Source organism: Novipirellula herctigrandis (assembly GCA_007859835.1).
Lineage (GTDB): Bacteria > Planctomycetota > Planctomycetia > Pirellulales > Pirellulaceae > Novipirellula_A > Novipirellula_A herctigrandis.
In genome coordinates, this window is sequence record SJPJ01000001.1 from 2,978,672 (window position 1) to 3,002,734 (window position 24,063).

At 52.6% G+C, this 24,063-nt stretch carries 21 protein-coding genes; 15 read left to right on the forward strand and 6 right to left on the reverse strand.

Annotated elements, in window-relative coordinates:
* Positions 1-146: 146 nt before the first annotated feature.
* The gene (locus tag CA13_RS11005; protein ID WP_146396353.1) at positions 147-752 is read left to right on the forward strand and encodes a LemA family protein; all 606 of its coding nucleotides are present in this window, start codon (positions 147-149) and stop codon (positions 750-752) included.
* Between the two features lie 30 nt (positions 753-782).
* A complete protein-coding gene (locus CA13_RS11010) occupies positions 783-2,720 on the forward strand; it encodes a M48 family metallopeptidase (RefSeq protein ID WP_146396356.1) in 1,938 nt (645 codons plus the stop codon).
* Here the strand turns inward: CA13_RS11010 and nth are convergent.
* The gene (gene nth / locus CA13_RS11015) at positions 2,717-3,370 is read right to left on the reverse strand and encodes an endonuclease III (protein ID WP_146396359.1); all 654 of its coding nucleotides are present in this window, start codon (positions 3,368-3,370) and stop codon (positions 2,717-2,719) included. The genes CA13_RS11010 and nth overlap by 4 nt on opposite strands.
* Before the next feature lie 283 nt (positions 3,371-3,653).
* Complete coding sequence (locus CA13_RS11020; RefSeq protein ID WP_146396362.1) at positions 3,654-4,298, reverse strand: CPBP family intramembrane glutamic endopeptidase; 645 nt, start codon at positions 4,296-4,298, stop codon at positions 3,654-3,656.
* A gap of 113 nt (positions 4,299-4,411) precedes the next feature.
* On the opposite strand from CA13_RS11020, the gene CA13_RS11025 reads away from it, so the two are divergent.
* The 13 genes from CA13_RS11025 to CA13_RS11085 all read left to right on the forward strand — a co-directional run bounded on the left by CA13_RS11025 (position 4,412) and on the right by CA13_RS11085 (position 20,343).
* The gene (locus CA13_RS11025) at positions 4,412-4,747 is read left to right on the forward strand and encodes an ArsR/SmtB family transcription factor (protein ID WP_146396365.1); all 336 of its coding nucleotides are present in this window, start codon (positions 4,412-4,414) and stop codon (positions 4,745-4,747) included.
* Positions 4,740-5,621 (forward strand): 2-amino-4-hydroxy-6-hydroxymethyldihydropteridine diphosphokinase, encoded by an 882-nt coding sequence (folK, locus tag CA13_RS11030; protein ID WP_146396367.1) that lies wholly within the window; start codon positions 4,740-4,742, stop codon positions 5,619-5,621. The genes CA13_RS11025 and folK overlap by 8 nt, the downstream gene beginning before the upstream one ends.
* Before the next feature lie 258 nt (positions 5,622-5,879).
* The gene (locus CA13_RS11035; protein ID WP_146396370.1) at positions 5,880-6,569 is read left to right on the forward strand and encodes a cytochrome c3 family protein; all 690 of its coding nucleotides are present in this window, start codon (positions 5,880-5,882) and stop codon (positions 6,567-6,569) included.
* 72 nt (positions 6,570-6,641) lie between these two features.
* Entirely contained in the window at positions 6,642-10,007 is a 3,366-nt protein-coding gene (locus tag CA13_RS11040) for a TAT-variant-translocated molybdopterin oxidoreductase (protein WP_146396373.1), read from the forward strand.
* Positions 10,008-10,070: 63 nt separating this feature from the next.
* Entirely contained in the window at positions 10,071-11,477 is a 1,407-nt protein-coding gene (gene nrfD / locus CA13_RS11045; protein WP_146396376.1) for an NrfD/PsrC family molybdoenzyme membrane anchor subunit, read from the forward strand.
* Between the two features lie 2 nt (positions 11,478-11,479).
* On the forward strand, positions 11,480-12,928 hold the full coding sequence (locus CA13_RS11050) for a quinol:electron acceptor oxidoreductase subunit ActD (protein WP_146396379.1): 1,449 nt from the start codon (positions 11,480-11,482) through the stop codon (positions 12,926-12,928).
* A 140-nt stretch (positions 12,929-13,068) separates the two neighbouring features.
* Positions 13,069-14,337 carry a hypothetical protein gene (locus CA13_RS11055; RefSeq protein ID WP_146396382.1) on the forward strand — a complete coding sequence of 423 codons (1,269 nt, stop codon included), beginning with the start codon at positions 13,069-13,071 and terminating at the stop codon, positions 14,335-14,337.
* Positions 14,338-14,349: 12 nt separating this feature from the next.
* Positions 14,350-14,682 carry a hypothetical protein gene (locus tag CA13_RS11060; protein WP_419194187.1) on the forward strand — a complete coding sequence of 111 codons (333 nt, stop codon included), beginning with the start codon at positions 14,350-14,352 and terminating at the stop codon, positions 14,680-14,682.
* Positions 14,669-15,649, forward strand: coding sequence for an SCO family protein (locus CA13_RS11065; RefSeq protein WP_146396385.1), 981 nt, complete (start codon positions 14,669-14,671; stop codon positions 15,647-15,649). The genes CA13_RS11060 and CA13_RS11065 overlap by 14 nt, the downstream gene beginning before the upstream one ends.
* A 43-nt stretch (positions 15,650-15,692) precedes the next feature.
* Positions 15,693-16,781: a cytochrome c oxidase subunit II gene (locus CA13_RS11070; protein WP_146396388.1), complete on the forward strand. Its 1,089-nt coding sequence runs from the start codon at positions 15,693-15,695 to the stop codon at positions 16,779-16,781.
* Between the two features lie 111 nt (positions 16,782-16,892).
* Positions 16,893-18,629 carry a cytochrome c oxidase subunit I gene (gene ctaD / locus CA13_RS11075; protein ID WP_146396391.1) on the forward strand — a complete coding sequence of 579 codons (1,737 nt, stop codon included), beginning with the start codon at positions 16,893-16,895 and terminating at the stop codon, positions 18,627-18,629.
* Positions 18,630-18,709: 80 nt separating this feature from the next.
* On the forward strand, positions 18,710-19,888 hold the full coding sequence (locus tag CA13_RS11080) for a cytochrome c oxidase subunit 3 (RefSeq protein WP_146396394.1): 1,179 nt from the start codon (positions 18,710-18,712) through the stop codon (positions 19,886-19,888).
* A 59-nt stretch (positions 19,889-19,947) separates the two neighbouring features.
* Positions 19,948-20,343, forward strand: a complete 396-nt coding sequence (locus tag CA13_RS11085; protein ID WP_146396397.1) for a cytochrome C oxidase subunit IV family protein — start codon at positions 19,948-19,950, stop codon at positions 20,341-20,343.
* 34 nt (positions 20,344-20,377) lie between these two features.
* Here CA13_RS11085 and CA13_RS11090 read toward each other — a convergent pair whose 3' ends face one another.
* The 4 genes from CA13_RS11090 to CA13_RS11105 all read right to left on the reverse strand — a co-directional run bounded on the left by CA13_RS11090 (position 20,378) and on the right by CA13_RS11105 (position 24,022).
* Positions 20,378-21,940 carry a sulfatase gene (locus CA13_RS11090; protein ID WP_146396401.1) on the reverse strand — a complete coding sequence of 521 codons (1,563 nt, stop codon included), beginning with the start codon at positions 21,938-21,940 and terminating at the stop codon, positions 20,378-20,380.
* A 68-nt stretch (positions 21,941-22,008) separates the two neighbouring features.
* Entirely contained in the window at positions 22,009-22,722 is a 714-nt protein-coding gene (surE, locus tag CA13_RS11095) for a 5'/3'-nucleotidase SurE (protein ID WP_146396403.1), read from the reverse strand.
* Positions 22,723-22,750: 28 nt separating this feature from the next.
* Positions 22,751-23,332 carry a pyroglutamyl-peptidase I gene (locus CA13_RS11100; protein WP_146396408.1) on the reverse strand — a complete coding sequence of 194 codons (582 nt, stop codon included), beginning with the start codon at positions 23,330-23,332 and terminating at the stop codon, positions 22,751-22,753.
* Between the two features lie 132 nt (positions 23,333-23,464).
* A complete protein-coding gene (locus tag CA13_RS11105; protein WP_473087456.1) occupies positions 23,465-24,022 on the reverse strand; it encodes a methionine-R-sulfoxide reductase in 558 nt (185 codons plus the stop codon).
* Positions 24,023-24,063: the final 41 nt, after the last annotated feature.

Below are 24,063 nucleotides of genomic sequence, written 5' to 3' on the forward strand. Positions count from 1 at the left end.
CTGCACCTTGAATGGCGACACGCATTGAATGGCGACACGCATTGAATGGCGACACGCATTGCATGGCGACACGCATTCTATTCTGAAATTTCCGCTACAATACGCTTCGTCTTCGACTTGTGTACTCGCATTGGGAGCCTCCTAGAATGGCCGTGCTGATCGGTTTTGTCTTGTTTTTCGGTGGGATTGTTCTATTCCTGCTACTATACGGCGTCCAAATCTTTAATCGTTTGGTCACGCTCCGGAACCGCATTGACAATGCGTTCTCGCAAATTGAGGTGCAACTAAAACGGCGTCATGACTTGATTCCGAATTTGGTGGAAACCGTCAAAGGTTACATGGCTCACGAACGCGAAACGCTCGAAGCCGTCATCAACGCTCGCAATCAAGCGGTCGGCGGTCTTTCCAAGGCGGCCGCAGATCCGTCGGACCCTGAAGCATTAGCGATGCTGGCCGGTGCTGAAAAAGGGCTCTCCGGTGCATTGGGGCGTCTGTTTGCTTTAGCCGAAGCGTATCCTGATCTAAAAGCCAACCAAAACATGGCCCAATTGACTGAAGAGATTACGACGACCGAAAACAAGATTAGCTTTTCACGCCAGGCTTACAACGATTCGGTGACCGAGTACAACACCTACCGGCAAACCTTTCCACCGGTGCTGTTTGCCACTGCATTCGGACACACTCACGACCGCGAATTGTTGAAGTTCGACGACGAGAAATTAGCGGAAGCCCCCAAAGTATCTTTCAGCTAATTGTATCGGAAGGCTGAAAGGATCCGCCCGATGAACACTGACTTTTTCGATCGACAGTCGAAGGCTCGCAGAAATACGATTTGGCTCATCGCGATGTTCATCATCGCAACCATTGCCATCGTCGTGGGAACTTTCTTTGCCGTCACGGCCGCAGCGAGCCTAATGCCGCGGAGAAGGCAATCGGGTGAACTCGCTTTGGTTGACATCCAAAACCCCCGCGCGATAAGAATCGGCTCGACCGTCGCGACGGGTGCCGCCTTGTTGATTCTGTTCGGCACGATCTACAAAGTGGTCATGCTTCGTACGGGCGGTGGCAGCGGTGTCGCCGAAAGTGTCGGTGGCCGTCGTGCTTTTCCAAGTTCAAACGATTTAGCCGAGCGACGATTGTTGAATATCGTCGAAGAAATGGCGATCGCATCGGGAGTTCCGGTCCCGCCCGTATTCGTGCTCGAAGAACCAGGGATCAACGCGTTCGCGGCGGGATATTCGCCAAGCGATGCAGTGATCGGCGTGACTCGCGGTGCGATGGAAGCCCTCAACCGTGAACAATTACAGGGTGTCATCGCTCACGAATTCAGCCATATCCTCAATGGCGACATGCGAATGAGCATCCGGTTGATCGGCATTCTGCACGGCATTTTGCTCCTTGCGTTGCTCGGCAAATTGCTCTTCCGCAGCTTTGCCTTCAGCGGCAATCGACGATCAAGTCGCGACACGGGGGGGATCTACCTGCTTCCCCTCGCCTTGGCATTGGTCGTACTCGGTTCGCTGGGATCGTTTTTTGGAGGCCTGATCAAAGCAGCCGTATCGAGGCAACGTGAATACTTGGCGGATGCTTCGGCGGTCCAATTCACGCGGAATCCCGGTGGAATCGCTGGGGCGCTGAAGCAAATAGGCGGGTTGTCGAGCCACGGAAGGTTAAATCATCCCAATGCGGCCATTGCCAGCCACATGTACTTTGCACAAGGAGTGTACGAAGGACTCACTGGATTGATGGCAACGCATCCGCCAATCGAAAAACGAATTGCCGCAATCGACCCTAGCTGGAATGGTAAATTCCCCAAGGTCAAAACGGAATTGCAATCAGGCCTCTCGAGCGATGCGCGCGTCGCGGGTTTTGCATCAAACAACAATGGCGATGCTCCGCTGCATGTGGTTGAACAAGCGGCGGAACAAATTGGAACACCCGAAACCTACCATCGTTTTTACGCAGCGGGTTTGATTGAACAACTGGACCCGGCTCTGCTAGAGGCTGCGAGAGACGCCTATTCCGCTCGCGCGGTCGTGTTTGCTCTACTACTGGACCCCAATGGGACGATTCGCAAGGCTCAATTCGATGCGTTATCCCATCGAGTTGAAAAGTCGTTGGTCGAATTGACGCGAAAGTACGTGCCTTTTTGCGTGAAGCTTTCCGACAAGGCTCGTTTACCGCTGGTCGATTTGGCGCTGCCGGCATTAGCAGCGATGTCGAAGCCTCAGTTCAAAGCTTTCATGAGAGCTTTCTCGGATTTAGCCAAGGCCGACACTCGGATATCCATTTTTGAATGGACGCTTGCGCAAGTCTTGATCCGAAATCTGAGGCCCCATTTTGAACCGGTACGAAGTCCCGTTGTCTATTACTACGGCCTGCAGAAACTAACTCGGCAAACCTCCGTCCTGCTCTCGACACTTGCACGCGTAGGGCATGGAGCCGAAGACCAAATTCAAATGGCATTTGCCGCCGGAACCAAACGGATCAAAGTGCCACTTGAATTACTGCCGGAGTCTGAATGTACGCTGAAGGAACTCGATGAATCGTTAAAAGTATTTCCAAACGTCGCGGTTCGCCTCCGAGCCCAAGTGGTCGATGGATGCGCTGCTTGCGTGTGCGCCGATGGCACCGTTCGTGTTCGTGAAGCGGAACTGCTACGCGGAATCGCGGACTTGCTCGATTGCCCGGTACCTCCGCTTATTGAAAAAGCGGGTTAAGCCTTTCGCCAAACGACCGGTGTCTTTCGGTTCGGATAGAGTTCGCGACAAATACCGCACTTCGTTCCATCGCAACCGCGGGCGGTACAGTGTTCGCGACCATAGTAAATGATCTGCAAATGCAATTCGTTCCAAGACTCTTTCGGGAATAGTTTCTTCAATCCGGCTTCGGTCTCGACCACACTCTTGCCACTGGAAAGCCCCCAGCGCTGAGCCAAACGATGAATATGGGTATCGACCGGAAACGCTGGCTCTCCGAAAGCCTGTGCCATCACGACGCTGGCGGTTTTATGCCCAACACCCGCCAACGCTTCGAGCTCATCGAAGGTTCTTGGAACGATGCAGCCATGTTCCTCAACAAGGCGATTCGCGAGCCGGTACAGGTTTTTTGATTTCGAATTTGAGAGACCAATCGGGCGAATGATTCGCAAAATCCCCTGCTCGCCCAACGAAAGCATCTTTTCGGGCGTGCCAGCAACCTCGAACAACTCGGGAGTAACTTCGTTGACTTTCTTGTCGGTACACTGAGCACTGAGCAGCACCGCCACCAACAACGTGAATTCGTCTTGATGATCCAGCGGAATTGGCGGAGCGGGATAAAGTTCCCCAAGTCGCCGCCGAACCAAATTGGCACGTTCCTGTTTTTTCAATGTTCGAATCTCTCTGTTACCGCGAAATAAGCGATCGAGCATTCTCGTTGATCGCTTACCATTTATTACCGAAAGCGACACTTTTTGCTATGCAAGACAGAGCATCTTTCTTGCCTTTGGCCGCATTGATTACAATGCGGCGTGTTTGCGATTCTTGCCGAGCGGACCTCACCCATCCACAACTCAATGAGCGCAACGATCTAAAACACGCCGAGAAGTTTTCGGACGCCAGCCGCAACGCATCCGGCCCCGCTTTCGACTCATACAACAAAACGACGAATGATTAACCGTCGTCTTTCGTGAATTTGGTCATCAGCAATTGGGCTGCGTCATAGGTGGCATGCGCGGCGATCGGGATCAACAAATTGTCGGTCCATAGTAACAGCACACCAAAGTACAATCCCATTAGCGCTGCTAAGAAAAAGTAAAGCTTCGTGAACGGATGAACCAAGCCAAAGGCGATCGAAGATGCGACTAGAGCGAATGCCCATTCAACCTGTGTGACTTCGGTGGCCACTTCGCCACCGGTGGCTAACCACGGCAATAGCCAACCACGAAACAGCAGCTCTTCGCCCACACCGGCACAAAGACTAATCACGATCAGCTCTGCACCGCTGAGGCTGAGCAGTGTTTGGATCACGCCATCTTTGCTGAGTCGCTCTAATTCACGAACCGGTTCCCAGGGAATCCGGCGCACCAACTCAATCAGAATCACTATCGGGATCGCAGCAGCACAGCCATAGGCCAACCCCGAAGCGACCGCCCCCGCACCAGCCGCATCCGGCTCGGGCACCATCGCTCGCGTGTCTGGGCCAAGTAGCCACCCCAACAACAGCGCCAATAGCCCTAAAGCCGACTCAAATAGCACGGCTGTTAAAAACAGGTCATCGGCGGTTTGCTCGAGGGATTCCTCTTCATCTTGGTCCATCCCTAAAAGGTACGCGGATGCTAGCCCAATGACAGCCCCCCGATGTCGAGTTCCTACCGAGCACGCGTTTTGCAGCACTGGTTTCTTGGCGATCGGGCTTATAGATTAAGGGTATGGAAAAAACGAGGGCGAATTTGAATGACGAGCAAATGCATCGCATTGCCAAAGCGATCGCAGACCCGCAACGGTTTGCGATTTTGGCCTGCATTGCTCGCGAAACCGAAATCGCCTGCAAATCGCTGGTCGAAGAATTCCCCATCACGCAAGCGACCATTTCCCACCATTTGAAGGAATTAGTCGCTGCGGATCTGATTCGATCTCGCCGTCAGGGCCAACTTGTCATTTTGTCGTGCCGCCGCGAAATTTGTGCCGCCTACACGCGAATTTTGTCAGAAATGTTGATCGCACCCCCGAAATGCTCCGCTGACGAACCAGCGTCCGATGACTGACAAAGCCCAATGTTTGATCAGCTTCGGCAGCAATCTCGGCAACCGCGATACGGTCTTGGCCGAAGCAGCTGCCCGCTTGGACGCGTCGACGATGGTCGACTCGCTGGCCACAAGCCGGCTGTTCGAAACGCCACCGATTGGCGGACCCGGCGGCCAAGAACCGTTCCTCAACGCGGTCGCCGCGTTCGAAACGTCCTCTTCGGCTCGCGAAATCCTTCATCTATTGCAGTCGATTGAAGACGATCTTGGTCGAACTCGGCGCCGACGCTGGGACGCGCGTTCGATCGACCTGGATGTCGTTTTGCATGGCCAATTGGTCGGGTCCGCGACCGCTCTGATCGTCCCTCACCCCCGCTACACCGCACGCCAATTTGTGCTCACCCCCGCCTGTGACGTGGCATCGCATTTCCGCGACCCCCGTTTTGGGTGGACGCTTGGACAACTGGCTGGCCACTTGTCTGCCGGAAGTGCCTCGATGGCTTTGATTGGGTCCGACGCAGCAACGCGACGAGAAATCTGTAATCGGCTGACTGCGGAACATGGGATTCAAACCTTCACCGCGGGGACACCGATAACCGCTGATCCTAGCCAACCCTGGGTTTCGGAATGCGTCCCAGATTTACCATTGGACCGGACGCCCGCGACAACAGCCCTGCCGAATTTGCCGCGTCTCATCACTCGAATCGGCTGGACAACGCCCAAAACTCGTTGGCCAGCCCCCCACTTAATCTGGACCTCACGCACTCGGTGGCCAGAATATCGGCTGGAAATCGACGATCTGGACTGGGCAGTCAGCGAAATTGCCTCCGCACTCGACTCAATGCGCTGCCCGGTGCGGCCAGTGACCGAGGATGGTCGCTGGTTTTCGAAGTGAAAGCACTCATTTTCAACGCAAACCAACCAGATATCACAGATAACCATGGGGGACGCCGAATGACCTGCGACAAAATGTCGCGGGCCTCTGCTAAGCCCTTGCAAGAGTGCTCCATCGCACACAATACTGTCGCCTTCGTCTGCTGACCAATGCGTGCGACAATTTTTCCACCATCGGTTACCTCGAACGATTCCTTTTCGGTGAATTTCCTGTTCCACATCAGTGCTACGTGCTCTCCAAACGCGGCCAACATCCATTATGCAACGGTTTCTTTTTCCTCGCTGGGTCAACCGATTCCTTATGGTACTCGGTGCCGCTGCAGTCGGAGGTGGCGGATACGCCACTCTGATGGGTGGCATCGTGACCGACCCTGTGACCCTCAACACTGGTTATCAGCCTGAACAGCCTGTCCCGTTTAGCCATGCACTGCATGCCGGCCAATTGAAGATGGATTGTCGCTATTGCCACGACACCGTGTTCGAAGCTGCTCACGCAGCGGTTCCGCCGACGGCGACATGTATCAATTGCCACAGTCCCGCCGACGCTCAGGGGATCACGGCATTGTCGGCGGTTCGTGCGGACAGTGAAAAACTTGATCCAATTCACGCCAGCTGGGAAACGGGCAAGAGTGTGGCATGGAAACGAATCCACAACCTGCCCGAATTCGTCTACTTCAATCACGCTGCTCACGTCAATTCAGGCGTTAGCTGCAAGAGTTGTCATGGGCGGATCGATCAAATGGAAGTCGTTCACCAAGCGGAAACATTGTCGATGGCTTGGTGTATCGAATGCCATCGCAATCCAAATCCGCATTTGCGGCCGAAAGATCAGGTCACCAATTTGGATTGGCAGCCAGCCGAGGATTGGGACCAAGAAGCTTTTGCGGCCCAAGCTCGCGAAGAACAAAACATCAACCCACAAGTGCATTGTGCGGTTTGCCATCGCTAGTCGTTTGCATTTATTGCACCACTTGCATTTATTGCACCACTGTCAACGCCTTCACCCTTACGCATCTTTGTAATGACATCCACCGATCCTTCGTCTGCATCGCAGAACATCGAAACCCCACGAGTACGCTATTGGCGTAGTCTTTCGGAGCTTCAAAATCGCGAAGATTTCCAAAACTACATCGATCGCGAATTCCCGGTCGCGGCGTCCGAGTTCCCCGAAGGCGTTTCGCGACGTCGTTGGATGCAAATCATGGGGGCGTCTTTAGCAGTAGCCGGTGCGAGCGGTTGTCGTTACCCAGAAGAGACGATTGCGCCGTTTGTGATTCGCCCCGAAGGCCGAGTCCCAGGCGAATCGTATACGCGTGCGACCAACGTTGAACTCGCCGGCCGCGTTTACAACCTTCTTATTAGCTGCGTCGATGGCCGCCCACAAAAGGTTGAACCGAACACGGATCATCCGACTGGAAGCGGCACTGACGTATACGCTCAAGCCAGCCTATTGGACCTCTATGACCCCGACCGTGCTCGTGGCGACGAAGGCTTTTTGATTCGCAAAGGGGAAAAACGACGCGAGCAAGCGACTTGGGACGATTTCGTTCCCTTCGCCCAAGCGTTGATCCAAACCGAAGCTCAAACCAGTAAGGGTTCGAAGCTTGCGGTCCTCATGCCGCCGACCGCTTCGCCATCGATCGTGCGAATGTTGTCGACCCTGAAAGAAAAATGTCCGGCAGCGACGATCGCAAATTTCGACGCCGCGCATGGCCAGGCAATGCGTGTGGCGACAACGAAAGTTTTTGGTAAACCCGCTCAACAAGTGCTCGATTTGAGCAAGGCCAAGATCATCCTGACACTCCAATCCGATATTCTTGGCACCGATTCGGGCATGCTGAATAACGCTCGCACGTTTGCCGAGCGACGTGATCCGACAACCGACGAAATGAGCCGTTTGTATGTTGTCGAAGGTGGCTTTACATCGACCGGTGCGATGGCGGATTCACGATTGGCGTTGCGACCAAGTGAAATGCCAGCTTTCCTCAGCGAATTGGCTCGCCGTGTTGAAAAGCTCTCCGGCAACGATTCCGAAACTGACACCGAAAACTCCAAGGCGTTCGACGAACTACCAACGCATGCCGAGCGACTCGAGCGTTACCTTGATGTACTCGCGCACGACATTGCCGGGGCCGGTTCGGATGCGGTGGTCGTCGTTGGCGAGCACCTAGGTGCCGATGCGATTGCGGCCGGCATCGCGATGAATAAGCAAATTGGCTCGCTCGGTACGATCCAAACGTTTTCTCCGCTTGTGGATGGCGATCTCGGCGAATTCACATCGATCGACCAGTTCGCTGCAAAGATCAACAAGGGCGACATTGATTCGCTGATCATCCTCGGTGGTAATCCCGTTGCAACCGCTCCTGGGGACATTGATTTGGCGGCTGCTATCGCCAAGCTTGAAAACTCAGTCTATCTCGGTGAATACGACGACGAGACCGGATTGGTATGTAAGTGGTCCCTGCCACTCGCTCATCCGCTCGAATCATGGGGCGATTGTGTCAACGATCATGGCGCGTACGGCGTATGCCAACCTCAAATCCTACCGCTGCTAGGTGGACGAGCTACGATCGAAGTACTTGCGTCGATGCTTGGTGAAAAAGAAACCAAGCCAGACGCGATCGTTCGCCGTACCGCAGACGCGATTGCGGGCTCCTCACTGAGTGATCGCCAATGGCGGAAACTGCTTCATGACGGCTACTCCCCCGATGTCATGTTCGGCAACGACAAACTGGCGGCAAACGTTGAATTCGAATCGCTCAGCGACAACGCACCCGTTGCAATTTCGCCTGACGAGCTCGACAAGGATAACTTTGAAGTCATCTTTGTTCCGGCCGACGGTATTTATGATGGCCGCTTTGCGAACAACGGATGGCTGCAGGAATTGCCACAAGCTTTGACAAAATTGACATGGGATAATGCCGCAATACTTAGCCCGTCGACCGCGAAGAAGCTAGGAATTCGTCATGGCCAAGTGATCGCACTTCGCAAAGGTGATTCCTTACTGGAATTGCCCATCTACGAACTTCCCGGCTGTGCCCCGGGTGTTGTGACAACCGCGATTGGTTACGGACGTCCTCGAGCAGGCATGGTTGGTGGGTACACCGAAGACGACGTTCCCGTCGCTGGAACCGATGTGTCGCCGCTCCGGAAAAGTGACGAGATGATGCTTGTCACCAATGTCGAGGCTCGACCACGATTCCGCGAATACACCTTGGCGACCACCCAAGACCACTGGGCAATCGACGAACGAGGACGTGATGAAGCAGAACGACGTAGCTTCTCGCTCGTTCGCGAAGGAACCGTTGAGTTACTGAAAAAAGTACCCGAGTTTGCCGAATCGAAAGGCCCTCACGTCCCCGTGGTTGGGCCTGATCCCAAGCAGACGGGTTCGCTGTGGCATGAACCGATCACCATGATCGAAGAGGAACGCCCCAATTTGCCTCAGTGGGGTATGGCGATCGACTTGTCCAAGTGCATTGGTTGCAATGCGTGCGTGATCGCTTGTCAAAGCGAAAACAACGTGCCGATCGTTGGCAAAGAACAAGTCGGCAACAGCCGCGAAATGCATTGGTTGCGAATCGACCGGTACTTCCAAGGCGATGAAGAAAACGCGGAAGTGGTCCATCAACCCGTCGCTTGTATGCACTGTGAAACGGCTCCTTGCGAGCAAGTTTGTCCGGTCGCAGCGACGGTCCACACGGACGAAGGGCTCAACGCGATGGCTTACAACCGTTGCATTGGCACTCGTTATTGTGCGAACAACTGTCCGTTCAAAGTCCGCCGATTCAACTACTTCAATTACAACAAAGAGGTGGGTGTTGGCTATGGCATCGACGCTTACCCAAGTTCGATCGAGGCAGCGAACCGTCAACTACAAGCCTTGGTGATGAATCCCGAAGTAACCGTTCGTGGCCGTGGTGTCATGGAAAAATGCACCTACTGTGTCCAACGAATTGAGAAGGCAAAGATCGAAGCTCGCAAAGATGGCGGACGACCGGTCGCCGATGGCGACATCATTACGGCTTGCCAATCGGCTTGCCCAACCAATGCGATCGACTTCGGTAACGTGGCTGACCCCGATTCCGTCGTCTCCAAGAAACATGCGGATGTTCGCAGCTACGGCATGCTGTCTCAATTGAACGTCAAGCCACGAACGCAGTACTTGGCTCGCGTCCGCAATCCGGACAGACGCTTGATGACCCGGGCACAACTCGATGACTTGGCGACATTGAAAGCTCCTCATCATGGTCATAGCGATGATGGTCATAGCGATGATGGTCATGACTCACACGAACCGGCTGATAGTGAACACGGCCACGCTGATGCCCACAATCATGACGATTCCGACAGCGAAGAAACGCACAGCACGGAACATACAAGCTGATAGCTAACGACTATCAGTGGACAGCTTTATTCAAATTTCATCCTTCAAACTTCAAACTTCCCCATGTCTCTTGCCATCCCGAACGGATTGGACAATACCGTCGAACGCCCGGGCGAGCGAGCCCCGTTGGTGCTTGGCGATACGACCTATCACGACATCACCGAAGCGGTATGCCAAGTCGCCGAACGTCCGCCGGGTCGCGGCTGGATTTTCGGATTCTTGGTCGCGTTTGCACTGTTGAACTGGCTTGGCATTTGCATTGCCTACCTGATCTATACCGGCGTCGGCGTCTGGGGTAACCAAGCACCGGTGTTCTGGGGTTGGCCGATCGTCAACTTCGTTTTTTGGGTCGGTATCGGTCACGCAGGAACGCTGATCAGTGCAATTTTGTTCCTGTTTCGTCAAGAGTGGCGAACCAGTATCAACCGCGCTGCCGAAGCGATGACCATTTTCGCGGTTGCGTGTGCAGGAACCTTCCCCGGCATTCACGTCGGCCGAGCTTGGTTGGCATTTTGGTTGGCCCCTTATCCAAGTTTGAATCTTTGGATGTGGCCTCAATTCCGCAGTCCTCTGCTTTGGGATGTTTTCGCGGTCAGCACCTACGGAACCGTTTCGCTGCTGTTTTGGTACATGGGGATGGTGCCCGACTTGGCAACTTTCCGTGATCGATCCAAAAACAAATGGCGACGAATGGCGTACGGGATATTGGCACTCGGTTGGACCGGGTCGTCACGGCACTGGATGCGATACGAAAAGGCATACGCTCTGCTCGCCGCCCTCGCTGCGCCGCTGGTTTTGTCGGTCCATACGATCGTTTCCTTTGACTTCGCGGTCTCGCAAGTCCCAGGATGGCATACAACGATTTTCCCACCTTACTTTGTCGCCGGTGCAATCTTTAGTGGATTTGCGATGGTGCTGACATTGATGGTGCCTGCTCGAACAATGCTAGGTCTGGAAAAATTGATCACCATTCGGCACTTGGAAAACATGTGCAAGATCATCTTGGCAACCGGCTCGATCGTCGGTTTGGCCTATGGAACCGAATTCTTCATCGCCTGGTACGGGCAAGTCCCCGAAGAACAATTCGCGTTCTTGAACCGAGCCCTTGGTCCCTATTGGTGGGCCTATTTGACGATGGTGTCGTGCAATGTACTGAGCCCCCAACTGTTTTGGTTCAGAAAATTCCGAACCACACCTTGGTTGATCGTCTTGGTTTGCATCTTTGTAAACATTGGAATGTGGTTCGAACGATTCGTGATTGTTGTCACGAGTTTGTCGCGAGATTACTTGCCCAGTGCATGGTCCTACTTCCATCCAACTTGGGTCGATTGGTCCATGTTGATCGGGTCATTCGGCTTGTTCTTCACGCTGTTTTTGTTGTTCTGCAAGTTGATGCCTGTGATCAACATGGCGGAAACCAAGAGCACGTTGGCAAAACAACTTCACATGAAACATAACGACGAACACTAAGCATGTCAGACGATAAGAACGAAAAGAAAGTCCACGGAATCGTCGCCGAATACACTTCGGTCGATACGCTTTTGGATGCATGCCGGCGAGTCCGTGATGCGGGCTACACCAAGACCGACGCTTACACGCCATTCGCGGTGCACGGCATCGATAAAGCTCTCGGCATCAAACCGACGGTGTTGCCGTGGATCGTACTCGGTGGTGGTCTGGCGGGGCTCGCAACAGCGCTTGCGATGCAAATTTGGATGAACGGGATCAATTACCCCTACATCATTTCAGGCAAACCGTACATCTCGCTTCCTGCATTCATGCCGGTTGCATTCGAACTTACGGTTCTGTTTGCCTCGTTTGGCGCGTTCTTTGGAATGTGGGCACTGAACGGTTTGCCTCGGTTTAGCAACCCGATCTTTACCGACCCACGATTTGATCGCGTAACCGACGACCGGTTCTTCTTGTACATCGACGCAAAGGACAAGAGTTTCAATCAGGCCGGTGCAGAAAAGTTGCTCAGAGACACTGAAACCGAATACATCAACACAGTGGTCGACGACGATACCTCGACGGTGATTCCAAAATTCTTGATCACGACACTGATTACAGTGATTGCGTTGTCGTTCATCCCACTATTGGTTGTCGCTCGAATGCGAGTGACAACTAGCAGCCAGCCGCGATTCCATATCTTCCCGGACATGGACTTTTCGCCCGCTCGCGATGCACAACAAACGACATCGTTGTTCGCCGACAACCGGGCGATGCGTCCCGATGTCCCGGGAACGGTTGCTCGAGGTGAATTGGAAGAAGATCTCGATTACCTGACCGGCATTGATATGGAATCGCTGACACGGCTCGATGCGGATCGCGCTAAACAATTGGTGCGAACCTATGCTCAAGCCGAGAACGGCGAACCTGAGAATTCGGACGCCACGCCAAAAACCGATGCACCGGCAGAAGAAAAGAGCGTGATGGATACGACTCCTTGGCTGAAAAACAACCCGGTGGAAATTACCAAAGACGTTGTATTAAAGGGCCAGGAACAATTCAACATTTATTGTGCAACCTGTCACGGCCGAGACGGTCGTGGTAACGGCTTGGTGAATCAACGTGCTCAACAAATCATGGCATCGTCGTGGATTCCACCGTCATCGATGCACCAAGAAAGCTTGTACGCGGAACAATACCCCGACGGCAAATTGTTCAACACCATCAGCAACGGAATCCGCAAAATGCCCGGTTATGCGGGGCAAATCAAGTCAAAAGATCGCTGGTCGATCGTGGCATATGTGCGAGCCCTTCAGCAAAGTCAAAATGCATCGCTGGACGACGTCCCCAAGGATCAGCAAGCGGAGCTAAAGGCAAAGAAAGCTGATGTGGAAAAGGCACTTGCCGAGCAAGCCGAAGCAGAACGCAAGAAAGAAGAAGAACGAGCAGCCAAGGCTGCGGAAAAAGAATAGATACCTCAGGCTTTCGAGCCTAACGTTGTAGTTCGCCCGTGAGGGTGTCACGAAGCAATTAACAAATGTCATGCATTTGAAACAGCCTTCACAGGCTGACATACAAATTATCAACCACTACCTGAGAACTGTTCACGAAGATGTCCAATCACGCACCGGCCATCAAACCGGCTGATGACCCAGCCTTCACATTGCCCGCAACGTTGTCGGCACTCAGTATCCCACTGTGTGCAGGAGGACTTCTCGCACTCGTCGGTGGGTGGGCGTTGGGATCGTTCGGAGTCGATGTCCAATTCGGTATGTCAGCCTACTTAACCGCATTCATCTACTGCCTGACAATTGCCCTCGGAGCGATGTTTTTCGTTCTGATCCAGCATATTTCGCGGGCGGGATGGAGCATCGTTGTTCGCCGGGTCGCGGAATTGATGATGGTGATGGTCGTCCCCATGGCGGTTCTATTTCTTCCTATCGTCGTAACACTTTGGACGGGCGAAGGAACAATCTACAAATGGGATGATCCTGGCTATGCCGAACATCACCACATCCCAGCGGAAGTCTGGGCGAACAAAACGATCTATCTCGAATCAAAATTCTTTGCCGCTCGCGCGGTGATTTACTTTGCCATCTGGATCGCGTTAGCGGTTTATTTTTTCCGCGGTAGCGTCACCCAAGACGAAACGGGCGAGAAGAAGATTACCGAGCGAATGCAGAAGTGGAGTGCTCCCGCGTTGATCATTTTGGCCCTCAGCATGTCGTTTGCGATGTTCGATTGGGTGATGACGCTGGCCCCGATGTGGTTCTCGACGATGTTCGGTGTCTACATGTTTTCGGGGGGGATCCTAGCGGCTCATTGTGCTGTCGCTGCCGGAACCTATTTGCTGCAAAAGAACGGTGCGATGCGTGACGAAGTGACGGTTGAGCACTATCATGATTTAGGCAAGTACATTTTCGGCTTCGTGTTTTTCTGGATCTACATTGGGTTCAGCCAGTATTTATTGATTTGGTACGGCAACATCCCTGAAGAAACCATTTGGTATTGGCATCGCCAACTTGGCGTTTGGGGTGCCCTATCGCTGGTGCTTGTTTTTCTACATTGGATTTTGCCGTTCATTGGCACGATGAGCCGTCATGTGCGCCGACAACCAACGTTGATGTTTGGTTGGAGCGTTTACATCCTGATCTTGCACTTTATCGATGTCTATTGGTGCGTGATGCCAGAAGTCTATGAGGGCTCGGGAGGGACGCTCGCGGCGGTTGGCGGCGGAATTGGTATCGTCGCCAGTATTTTATGTGCCGTGGGCATGGCAGCACTCATGATCGGATTGATTTTGAGGATTGCAGGTCAAACACGAGTGGCCGCTTCGAGAGACCCACGATTTGGCGAGTCGCTCGCCTTCGAGAACATTTAAGGAATATTCACCATGGCCCACTACGATGACCTCAATACGAAACGGATCTTCACCGTTGGTGCGATTTCAGTGCTCGTGACGGTAATGACCGCCCTTGCGGTACAGGTCCTGTATTTTGCGATGGCCCAATCGCAAGCAGCGACCAGAGCCGAAGGCCACTACAGTCGCCAAAACGAGTTCCTGGAGTCTCAGTCGGCTCAAATTTCGGCTTATGGCGTCGATGAAACGACCGGTAACATCACCATTCCAATTGAAAAAGCGATCGAATTGACGGTCGCCGATAAGAGTACACTCAAAGATACTGAAACATCCACTTCCGAAGGCGACGAGAATGATGAAGCCTAGGTTCTCCATCGGCTTGGATGCCGCAAAGCAAGTTTCGATTTCATGGCTGCTCACGGTGGTTTTGACGACAGTGTGCCTCCATGCGTCGACCCGATGCGCAATCGCTCAGGATCAACTGAGAACGGGCGCAGATATTCAACTTAACAATTCTCTGCCTCCCGAAGCGGTGGGGATCACGGTTGAGCAAAAGCTTGGCGGAATTATCCCGCTCGACTTACCGTTGACGGACGCGTTGGGGCACAAAGTCACCACCGGCGATTTCCTGGATGGAAAAAAACCAGTCATCGTGACGCTCAACTACAGCGATTGTCCGATGCTTTGCAATGTCCAACTCAATGCTTTGACCAAATCGTTGAACGAGCTTGAGCTGCAAATCGGAGAAGACTTTCGTATCTTGACCGTCAGTATCGATCCGACCGAGCCGACTGAAAAAATCCGCAATACGAAGAACAATTATGTCGGGCAACTGACTGCCCAACCGGGTGCGGAAGACGGGTGGGAATTCTGCACGGCTGACCAAGGGGTGATCACGCGATTGGCTGATATACTCGGTTTCCGCTACCGCTACGATGCGGTCAACAAACAATACAACCATCCAGCAATGTTGGCGTTCGTTTCGCCCGAGGGCGTGATTTCACGCTATTCGCTCAGCATTGAGTTCCCGCCTGAACAATTGAAGTTGGCACTTGTTGAAGCGGGCGAAGGAACGGTCGGTTCGCCTGTCGACCAATTTATTTTGTGGTGCTACAGCTACGATTCCGACAGCAATAGCTACACACCGCAGGCATGGAAACTGATGCGTCTCGGCGGTGCGGTAACGATCGGATTGATGTTGGCGTGTTTGGCACCTTATTGGTTCGGGCGAAAGCGTCAGCCGAAGCAACTGGAACAAATAGATCCGACCGACTCGCCAATCCAAACCGATGCCTCTGACCAGGCTGATCAGTCCAATCCGACTGATCGATGAAAAATCAAAACCTTAACCACCACTGACAACTGACTAACTGACTATGTTACCTGCCGCATTTTCGCTGCTAGCCGATTATACCGAAGACTATGCGTGGTTCCCGGATTCCGCATCGACGTTTTCAGAGGAAGTCGATTCGCTCTATTATTGGATTACAGGAATCGCTGTCTTCTTTTTCGTGATTGTGATCGTTGCGTTGTTCGGTTTTGCCGTGAAGTACCGGAAAGCAAAGGGCATGAAAGCGGAAAGCCAAGTTTCCCACAACACGAAGCTTGAATTGGCGTGGTCGGTGATTCCGTCGATCTTCTTAGTCGGCATGTTTATCTTTGGTGCGAAGGTTTACTTAGACATGCGTTCGGTTCCCGAGGGTTCGTACGAAGTAGGCGTCCAAGCCTTTAAATGGGGTTGGACGATGGACTACGGACGCGGCACCTATCACCCTGAACTTCACTTGTTGGTCAATGAACCGACCAAGTTAACGATGCGAAGCAGCGACGTGATTCACAGTCTTTACGTTCCTGCGTTTCGTGCAAAAAAAGACGTGGTCCCAGGTCGCTACAACTACATGTGGTTCCAACCTACTCTCGCGACGGAAAAAGTCAGCGACGAAGAACTCGCCGCAGCGACGAAAGAGACCGAAGAGAACGGTTCCGAATGGGATTTCGACAAGTATCAATTTACGCCCGATGGCTATCGCTTCTACGATTTGTACTGTGCCGAATACTGCGGTGAGAACCATTCGCAAATGCAAACCGTGGTGGTCGTTCACAAGACACGCGAAGACCTTGATGCTTGGATCAAAAAATACAGTAGTCGTAGTGAAACCGAATCGCTCGAATCGTACGGCGAAAAGCTATACGCGCGGCGTGGTTGCTCGGGGTGTCACAGTGCCGATGGGAAACAGATGACAGGCCCTACTTACAAAAATTTGTTTGGTGCTCAGCGGGCACTCACCAATGGTGCAAATGTGATCGCGGATGAAAACTACCTTCGTGAATCAATTCTATATCCGAAAGAAAAGATTGCGGCGGGATACCAACCGGTGATGCCAAGTTACAAAGGCCAACTGAGCGACGACGATATCGATTCGTTGATTGCATACATCAAGTCGCTCTCAGCAAACGCACAATAGAACAACTTAAGCACGGTCCAGTGACCGACGTGACGGCGGTAAGAGATCGCCGTGCTACCTAGAACAATAAAGCAAGAACGCATCCGTCGCGTTTTAACGAGGAAAAGAGAAATGTCTGCAGGACTTAATATCCCGGGCGGCACCGTCCGGGACCCTGGTTTTCCAACCGAGCGAGAAAACTATCTAACGAACTCCAAAGGTGTTCTCAGTTGGCTATTTACACTCGATCACAAACGCATCGGCGTGATGTACTTGATCGGTGTAACGATGGCGTTCGCACTCGGTGGATTGTTGGCGCTTGCCTTGCGTTGGCACTTGCTTGACCCCGATGGAACTCTTTTCACCAACAACATTTACAACCAAGTCTTCACGCTTCACGGCGCGATTATGGTGTTCTTGTTCATCATTCCTAGTATCCCTGCTGCACTTGGCAACTTTCTTGTGCCGATCATGCTCGGGGCGAAGGATGTCGCGTTCCCGAGACTGAATCTAAGTAGTTTCTACTTGTGGATCTTCGGTGCGATTTTCTTTGTCATGGCATTGTGTGCCAGCGGCCTCGATACCGGATGGACCTTCTACACGCCCTATAGCACGACCACCGACACGTCGGTGATCATGGCGACGCTAGGTGCGTTTATCCTCGGCTTTAGTTCGATCTTCACCGGTTTGAACTTCATCGTCACGATCAACACAATGCGTCCACCGGGGATGACATGGTTCCGCATGCCGTTGTTCTTGTGGGCAACCTACGCGACCAGCATCATCCAAGTCTTGGCAACGCCGGTTCTCGGCATCACCCTGTTGCTTCTTGTCGCCGAACGGACAATGCACATTGGGATTTTTGATCCTGAATACAACGGCGACCCAGTCACGTACCAGCACTTTTTCTGGTTCTACAGCCATCCTGCGGTTTACATCATGATTCTGCCTGCGTTCGGGATCATCAGCGAAATTATCAGCGTTCATAGCCACAAACATATCTTCGGCTACCGCTTTATCGCTTACTCGTCAATCGCGATCGCACTGCTCGGCTTTTTGGTTTGGGGACACCACATGTTCACGGCCGGAATGAGTGATATGACGACGATCATCTTTAGTGCTCTGACGTTTACGGTTTCCGTTCCGTCGGCGATCAAAGTGTTCAATTGGCTCGCAACCATGTACAAAGGCTCGATCAGCTTGACGACGCCAATGTGCTATGCGATCTCGTTCATATTCTTGTTCACGATCGGAGGTTTGACAGGCCTTCACCTCGGTACGCTGGCAACCGACCAACATTTGCACGACACTTACTTTGTCGTTGCCCACTTCCACTACGTGATGGTCGGTGGAACCTTAGTGGCGTTCCTCGGTGGCTTGTTCCACTGGTGGCCAAAAATGTTTGGCCGAATGTACAACGAAAATGGCGGACGCTTTTCAGCGTTCTTGGTCTTCCTCGGGTTTAATCTGACGTTCTTGCCGCAATTCATTCTGGGCAGCCGTGGTATGCCTCGTCGTTATGCGACTTACGACCCAGAATTCGCAACACTGCATACAGCGAGTACTCACGGGGCACTTATCCTTGGCATCGGTTTGTTGGTTGCGTTGATCGTTTTGCTCATGTCACTCGTTCGAGGCAAGAAAGCGTCGGCAAATCCTTGGGGTGGTGCGACTCTCGAATGGAACTGCACGAGTCCACCGCCGTTCTATAACTTTGAACGTGCCCCAGCAGTCGGCGACCCGTACGACTTCCATTCAATCGAGTGGGACGAAGAGAACGAACGGTATGTTACCGTCGATCCGGAGCGAAAGATCGCGCCGGAAGAGGAACCGACCACAGAGCCTGCACATGCTGATAAGAAGCACTAGCAGCTCATTACGATAATCATCGCTCTTCGGGAGCGAATCACCGTTGAAATCACTTCTATCTCTATAGCGTTTCCAATTTCATGTCCACTAACGATGCTGATACCGCGACCGATCCCCATGGAGACCACGGTCACGACCACGAACATCCGGCGTTCTTGGCGCACCATTTCGACACGCCCGAACAGCAGTACGATAGCGGCAAGCTGGGAATGTGGGTGTTCCTTGTCACCGAAGTACTGTTTTTCAGCGGCATGTTCTGTGCCTATGCAATCTTTCGCATGCTTCGCCCTGAAGTTTTCGAAGGTTGTAGCCAATTCTTGAATACGACCCTTGGTGCAATCAATACCGGAGTTTTGCTGTTCAGTTCGCTGACGATGGCTTGGGCCGTTCGTTGTGCCCAAACCGAAGAGTACAAGAAGTTGACGACATTGATCGCAACCACTCTTTCCTGTGCAATGATCTTCTTAGGCGTCAAAGCGATCGAGTATTCACACAAATGGGAAATGGGACTTTTGCCCGCAGGGATGTTCTCGTACGACCCCGCTCATCCACATCATGCTGACGCACCGAATTATTTGCTTTGGATTTGCTTGCCGTTTGCGTTGATTTTCCTTGGCACATTGATTTGGTTGATATCGTCAATTGTGAAGGGGAACAAATTTCAAACGGCATGCTTGAAACCGCTGACGATAGTCGCGTTCAGTTTCTTTATCGGCATCGGCTTGGGAACGATACTCGAAAGTGGAAACAAAGGGGAATCACATTCAACAGCGTCAGATTCAACAGAGCATATTGAATCCGCTGATCATTCTTCTGAAATAGCTTCGGTAGGTCACTCACCGGAGTCGTCGCAGGGGGGACATACCGAGTATGGTGTGATGGAACGATTGGCCGTCGACGCAACCAATAGCGGGCTGAAGAATGAATTAAAGGCCCTCGATGCTCAGTCGGAATTGGCAACCGGAACCGTTGTCTTAGATCATTCCACCGATGTCGATGCAACGATCAAACGGGCACCGCGGGATTTCCTGACACCTAGCCGAGCGGGTGTTTTCTTTAGCATTTACTACTGCATGACGGGGATTCACGCGATCCACATTCTCGCCGGAATTGGCGTTTTGGTTTGGCTGTTGGTACGGTCGGTTCGACAAGATTTCAACCGACAATACTTTGGCCCCGTCGATTACGTCGGTCTGTATTGGCACTTGGTCGACTTGATTTGGATTTACCTATTCCCACTACTTTACTTGATTCGCTAGTGCCGATTTGGCCTACCGTTGCCTGTTAGACCTGAACACCCTTATTTTGATTTTTCGCTATGTCTGCTCACGATTCTGCTGCAAACGATCATGCTGTGTCCGGCGACCATCACGAAGGCGATGGCTACGACTTCGCTCACCCGATGCCCTTGCCAATGTTGTTCACGGTATTTGCAATCTTGATTGCCCTGACCATCACCACCGTAATGCAAGCCAGCTTCGATTTTGGCAGCTATGACGTGGCGATTGTGATGGCCATTGCAACGGTCAAAGCAATCTTGGTGGGCCTGTTTTTCATGCACTTGTTGTACGACAAACCGTTCAACTTAGCGATTTTCTTATCATCGTTCGTGTTTGTTGGTTTGTTCGTCATCTTAACCGTCAGCGATAGTCGGCTGACATCAAAAGATTTCATTCCAGTCGATGACGCAGTGATCACATCAACTGCCGAATAGGCCTCGCTGATCTCCATTTGCCGATCTGCACTGACTAGTCTTTGCTAACCATGCTATCCCACCAATCAGCGTTGGGTTTCCAATCGGGACGGAGCATCGCGGCATGATCGCGTTCTAATTTGGCTTTGCCAATCGTCTGCAAGCGAGTGAATTTGGCCTCGGATTTTACCGGGTCATAGCGTGGATCCGGTTGGGGAAGCTGCGCCCCGACACTCTTTAGCCACTCATCCAATTGGCTCGCCAATCGCTGAGTGGTTGCCGGATGCGTCAGCGACAAATCATTTGTTTCCGAGGGATCCATGCCCAAGTTGTAGAGTTCATCGCGGCCATCTTCATAGTAGTGAATCAGCTTCCACTCTGCATAGCGAATAACGGAACTCGGTTCACCACCTTGGTTTCCGTAGTGCGGATAGTGCCAATAAAGTGGACGCGGATCGATCGATTCGCCCTGAAGCAAAGGCACGAGACTCTTTCCATCGATGTGCTGGGTCGGCAAAGGATCGATACCACAAAGATCTAGAATCGTCGGATAAAAGTCCGCGCCCGTGACGGGTGTATCGCTGCTCGATTCACGAGGAATCACACTTGGATACCGGATGTAGTACGGTTCACGAACGCCTCCTTCCCATTGCCGTCCTTTCCCACCACGCAGTGGTAAATTGCTAGTCGAGTAGGCGTCGCCCGATGAAACACCGCCGTTGTCACCGGTAAAGACAACGATCGTTGAATCACTCAGGTCGGCTTCGTCTAACGCTTCCAAGACATGACCAACAGCGTTGTCGAGCGATTCCATCATGCCAGCGTAAACGGGGTGATCTTGGACTTGTCGAACCGGCATGGTGCGATCAATTTTGAAACGCGTTTGACGTTTTGGCAATTCGGCAGCTGCATCGCGGTACTTTTTCCAAAGTTCCTTCGACGTTTGCACGGGCGAGTGAACACTATAGAACGACAACATCGCAAAGAAGGGCTGATCTTGGTTGGCGGAGATAAACTTTGCGGTTTCATCAGCGAGCCGAAGCGGCAGCGATTCACCTTTGGGGCCATCGGTCAATTTCGGGTTGTTGTAGGGAGAAAAGTAACCACCTTTGGGACCACCACTGCTGTAGCCGCCAACGTTAATCTCGTAACCGTGATCGGTGGGAAGCGAACCGTCCCCGCCGAGATGCCATTTTCCAGCAAAGAAGGTTCGGTACCCCGCGTCTCGCATCGCTTCAGCGATCGTTGTATCGGAATCGGGCAGACGATGAAGATACTCTGCCGGGAGCAAGCGATCGTCACGCTTCCAATCCGTTCCGGATGCTGCACCAATCCAATCCGTGATGCCATGTCGTGCGGTAAACTTGCCCGTTTGAATGCTCGCACGCGAAGGACTACACACGCGGCAATTCGCATAGCCTTGCGTGAACCGCATGCCGCCTCGCGCGAGTTGATCAATCCGTGGTGTGTGGTAGAACGAACTTCCTTCAATCGAAAGGTCATTCACTCCGAGGTCATCAACCAAAATGAACAACACGTTAGGATGTTTGGTTTCCGCAGCCACAACGAAGGATGTAACAGCAAAAACGCTAAAAAAAGCAATGAGTAGGCGGGACATGGCAACCTTCGATGGTGAAAAAAATCGAATCGAATCGAATCGATTTTAGTCCAGCGAATGTTGACACGCTACAACGTGGGGACGGGCAATTCCGAAATCGTCATCTTACCGCCAAAACAACAATCGACATCATGATCTGGTATTCGTTCTCGACCATGAAAATCACGTTCGAATCGAATCACCGACGCTTCTCGCAACGTCGATCGAGTTAGCGCGGTCGAATCAACCGAACATCGCACTCGTGGTGGCAGGGCACCCGACGGATCGATCGCCGGTAGATTCACGTTCCACAAACACGTGTCGCTCTTTCGGTCGACGACCGCCTCAACGAATTCGAGTAATGTGATCTTTGACCACCGTGGAACATGATCCCAAGTCCGCGGGATTTCAGGGCGACGGTAGTGAGACATCGCCAATGCGGGCACGCCCGAAACCACCGCTTCGCGCGCTGCGGCAAAGGTCCCGCTAATGAGTAAGTCAATACCCACATTCGCGCCCGCGTTAACGCCTGAGAGGACCAAATCGGCGTCGCAGGCAAGCACACCGAGCCCGGCTCGCACACAATCCACCGGCGTGCCATCGATTGAAAACCAATTAGGGCGAACCTCTTTCAAACTTAACGGCCGATCGTTGGTAACGCTGTGACTACACTCACTACGGCATCGATCAGGAGCCACCACAATCCAATCAGCAGACCCACCAAATGCATACTCAACGGAATCCACTAACGCCTTCAAACCAGGTGCTTCAATTCCGTCATCGTTGGTTAGTAGAATTCTCATCGCGTGATCCGTCCGTGAAGTATTTGTATTAAGTGTTGCCTTTCAGCTCTTCGATTATCATCGCCAACGCTGCACTAACCATCGGTGTGCTCATGCTGGGCAAACGGTCAAAGTCGCGAGCCACTTGCGCGGGCGAAAGGGGCAAGTGGACGAAGGCACTTTTGGTTTTCATACCAAACGAATAGGAATAGTGCTGGCTCAGGTAGAGAGCCGCATTACAGAGGTAAGTCCCGGCATGATGGGACACTTCGCAAGGAATCCCCGCATTCAGGAGCACCTTATTGCACCGATCCAGCGACAAAGGCGAACGGTAGGCAGCAGGAGAATCTTGGAGCAACTCGGTGCCATCGCTGCGGACATTCAACCCGATCGACTCAAGCTTGATCAGCGGGGAACCGGGCGATTGACCTAAATGGATCGCCAAGTCGTAGTCGTCCTGCAGATCCTTTCGCAATTGCTCGCTCATTCGAGTCAATTCGACCGGATAGCGGCGCGTGACAATTTCAACCGCCCCATCGTACCAACGCGTCAAATCCACTAACGCCAGCCAACTGCTGTTGTCAGGCCATCGGTCGTACGGCTCAAACGCAGTCAAAAGTACGCGAGTCACAAATCAATCCCACAAAAAAATCGGCTGGTCAAAAAAAAGCATCCCTCAAATCATAGTCCAAGAAATGGCGTTTGTTGGCGTTTTCGAGCGTTGTTTGTGGGGCGATCCCTCCGTCCAGCCGCGCATTCCGACTCAATCACTCTCAGCCTGGATCATTGGCGGCAATTCCTCGCCTTGGGGAACAAATCGCATCGAAATTGAATTGACGCAGTGACGGGTGTTTTTCGGCGTAAATTGCTCGCCTTCGAAAACGTGCCCAAGATGACCGCCGCAATTGTGGCATACAATTTCGATCCGCCGCCCATCGGCGTCCGTGTGCCGGTCAACCGCTCCAGCGATTTTGTCGTCAAAACTGGGCCATCCACAATGACTCTCGAATTTGCTCTCGGAGTGATAAAGCGGTGCGTTACATTGACGGCAAATGTAAGTCCCAGGGTCTTTCTTGGTCGTGTATTCGCCGACACCGGGCCGCTCGGTTCCCTTGTCCAGAATGACGAGGGCTTCTTCAGGAGTAAGTGGGTTGAACTTTGGCATCACGTTTGGCTTTGTTGTGTTTTTCACATCGGTTTGGGGCACGGAAACCGCTTCGGTCGGTGTCGCTTCGACTTGCAAAGGACTCGTCGGCTGGGCTTCTTCACAACCAAAGCAGCAGACTGAGATCAGGATTAAATAAGGGGTGGCAAATCGCAATCGATTGATCCTCCGAGTCACACCGGGCACGTTTTTCTAGC

Coding starts and splice junctions, on each gene's coding strand:
- CA13_RS11005 (WP_146396353.1), top strand. CDS start 147: ATGGCCGTGCTGATCGGTTTTGTCTTGTTTTTCGGTGGGATTGTTCTA.
- CA13_RS11010 (WP_146396356.1), top strand. CDS start 783: ATGAACACTGACTTTTTCGATCGACAGTCGAAGGCTCGCAGAAATACG.
- CA13_RS11020 (WP_146396362.1), bottom strand. CDS start 4,298: ATGGACCAAGATGAAGAGGAATCCCTCGAGCAAACCGCCGATGACCTG.
- CA13_RS11025 (WP_146396365.1), top strand. CDS start 4,412: ATGGAAAAAACGAGGGCGAATTTGAATGACGAGCAAATGCATCGCATT.
- folK (WP_146396367.1), top strand. CDS start 4,740: ATGACTGACAAAGCCCAATGTTTGATCAGCTTCGGCAGCAATCTCGGC.
- CA13_RS11035 (WP_146396370.1), top strand. CDS start 5,880: ATGCAACGGTTTCTTTTTCCTCGCTGGGTCAACCGATTCCTTATGGTA.
- CA13_RS11040 (WP_146396373.1), top strand. CDS start 6,642: ATGACATCCACCGATCCTTCGTCTGCATCGCAGAACATCGAAACCCCA.
- nrfD (WP_146396376.1), top strand. CDS start 10,071: ATGTCTCTTGCCATCCCGAACGGATTGGACAATACCGTCGAACGCCCG.
- CA13_RS11050 (WP_146396379.1), top strand. CDS start 11,480: ATGTCAGACGATAAGAACGAAAAGAAAGTCCACGGAATCGTCGCCGAA.
- CA13_RS11055 (WP_146396382.1), top strand. CDS start 13,069: ATGTCCAATCACGCACCGGCCATCAAACCGGCTGATGACCCAGCCTTC.
- CA13_RS11060 (WP_419194187.1), top strand. CDS start 14,350: ATGGCCCACTACGATGACCTCAATACGAAACGGATCTTCACCGTTGGT.
- CA13_RS11065 (WP_146396385.1), top strand. CDS start 14,669: ATGATGAAGCCTAGGTTCTCCATCGGCTTGGATGCCGCAAAGCAAGTT.
- CA13_RS11070 (WP_146396388.1), top strand. CDS start 15,693: ATGTTACCTGCCGCATTTTCGCTGCTAGCCGATTATACCGAAGACTAT.
- ctaD (WP_146396391.1), top strand. CDS start 16,893: ATGTCTGCAGGACTTAATATCCCGGGCGGCACCGTCCGGGACCCTGGT.
- CA13_RS11080 (WP_146396394.1), top strand. CDS start 18,710: ATGTCCACTAACGATGCTGATACCGCGACCGATCCCCATGGAGACCAC.
- CA13_RS11085 (WP_146396397.1), top strand. CDS start 19,948: ATGTCTGCTCACGATTCTGCTGCAAACGATCATGCTGTGTCCGGCGAC.
- CA13_RS11090 (WP_146396401.1), bottom strand. CDS start 21,940: ATGTCCCGCCTACTCATTGCTTTTTTTAGCGTTTTTGCTGTTACATCC.
- surE (WP_146396403.1), bottom strand. CDS start 22,722: ATGAGAATTCTACTAACCAACGATGACGGAATTGAAGCACCTGGTTTG.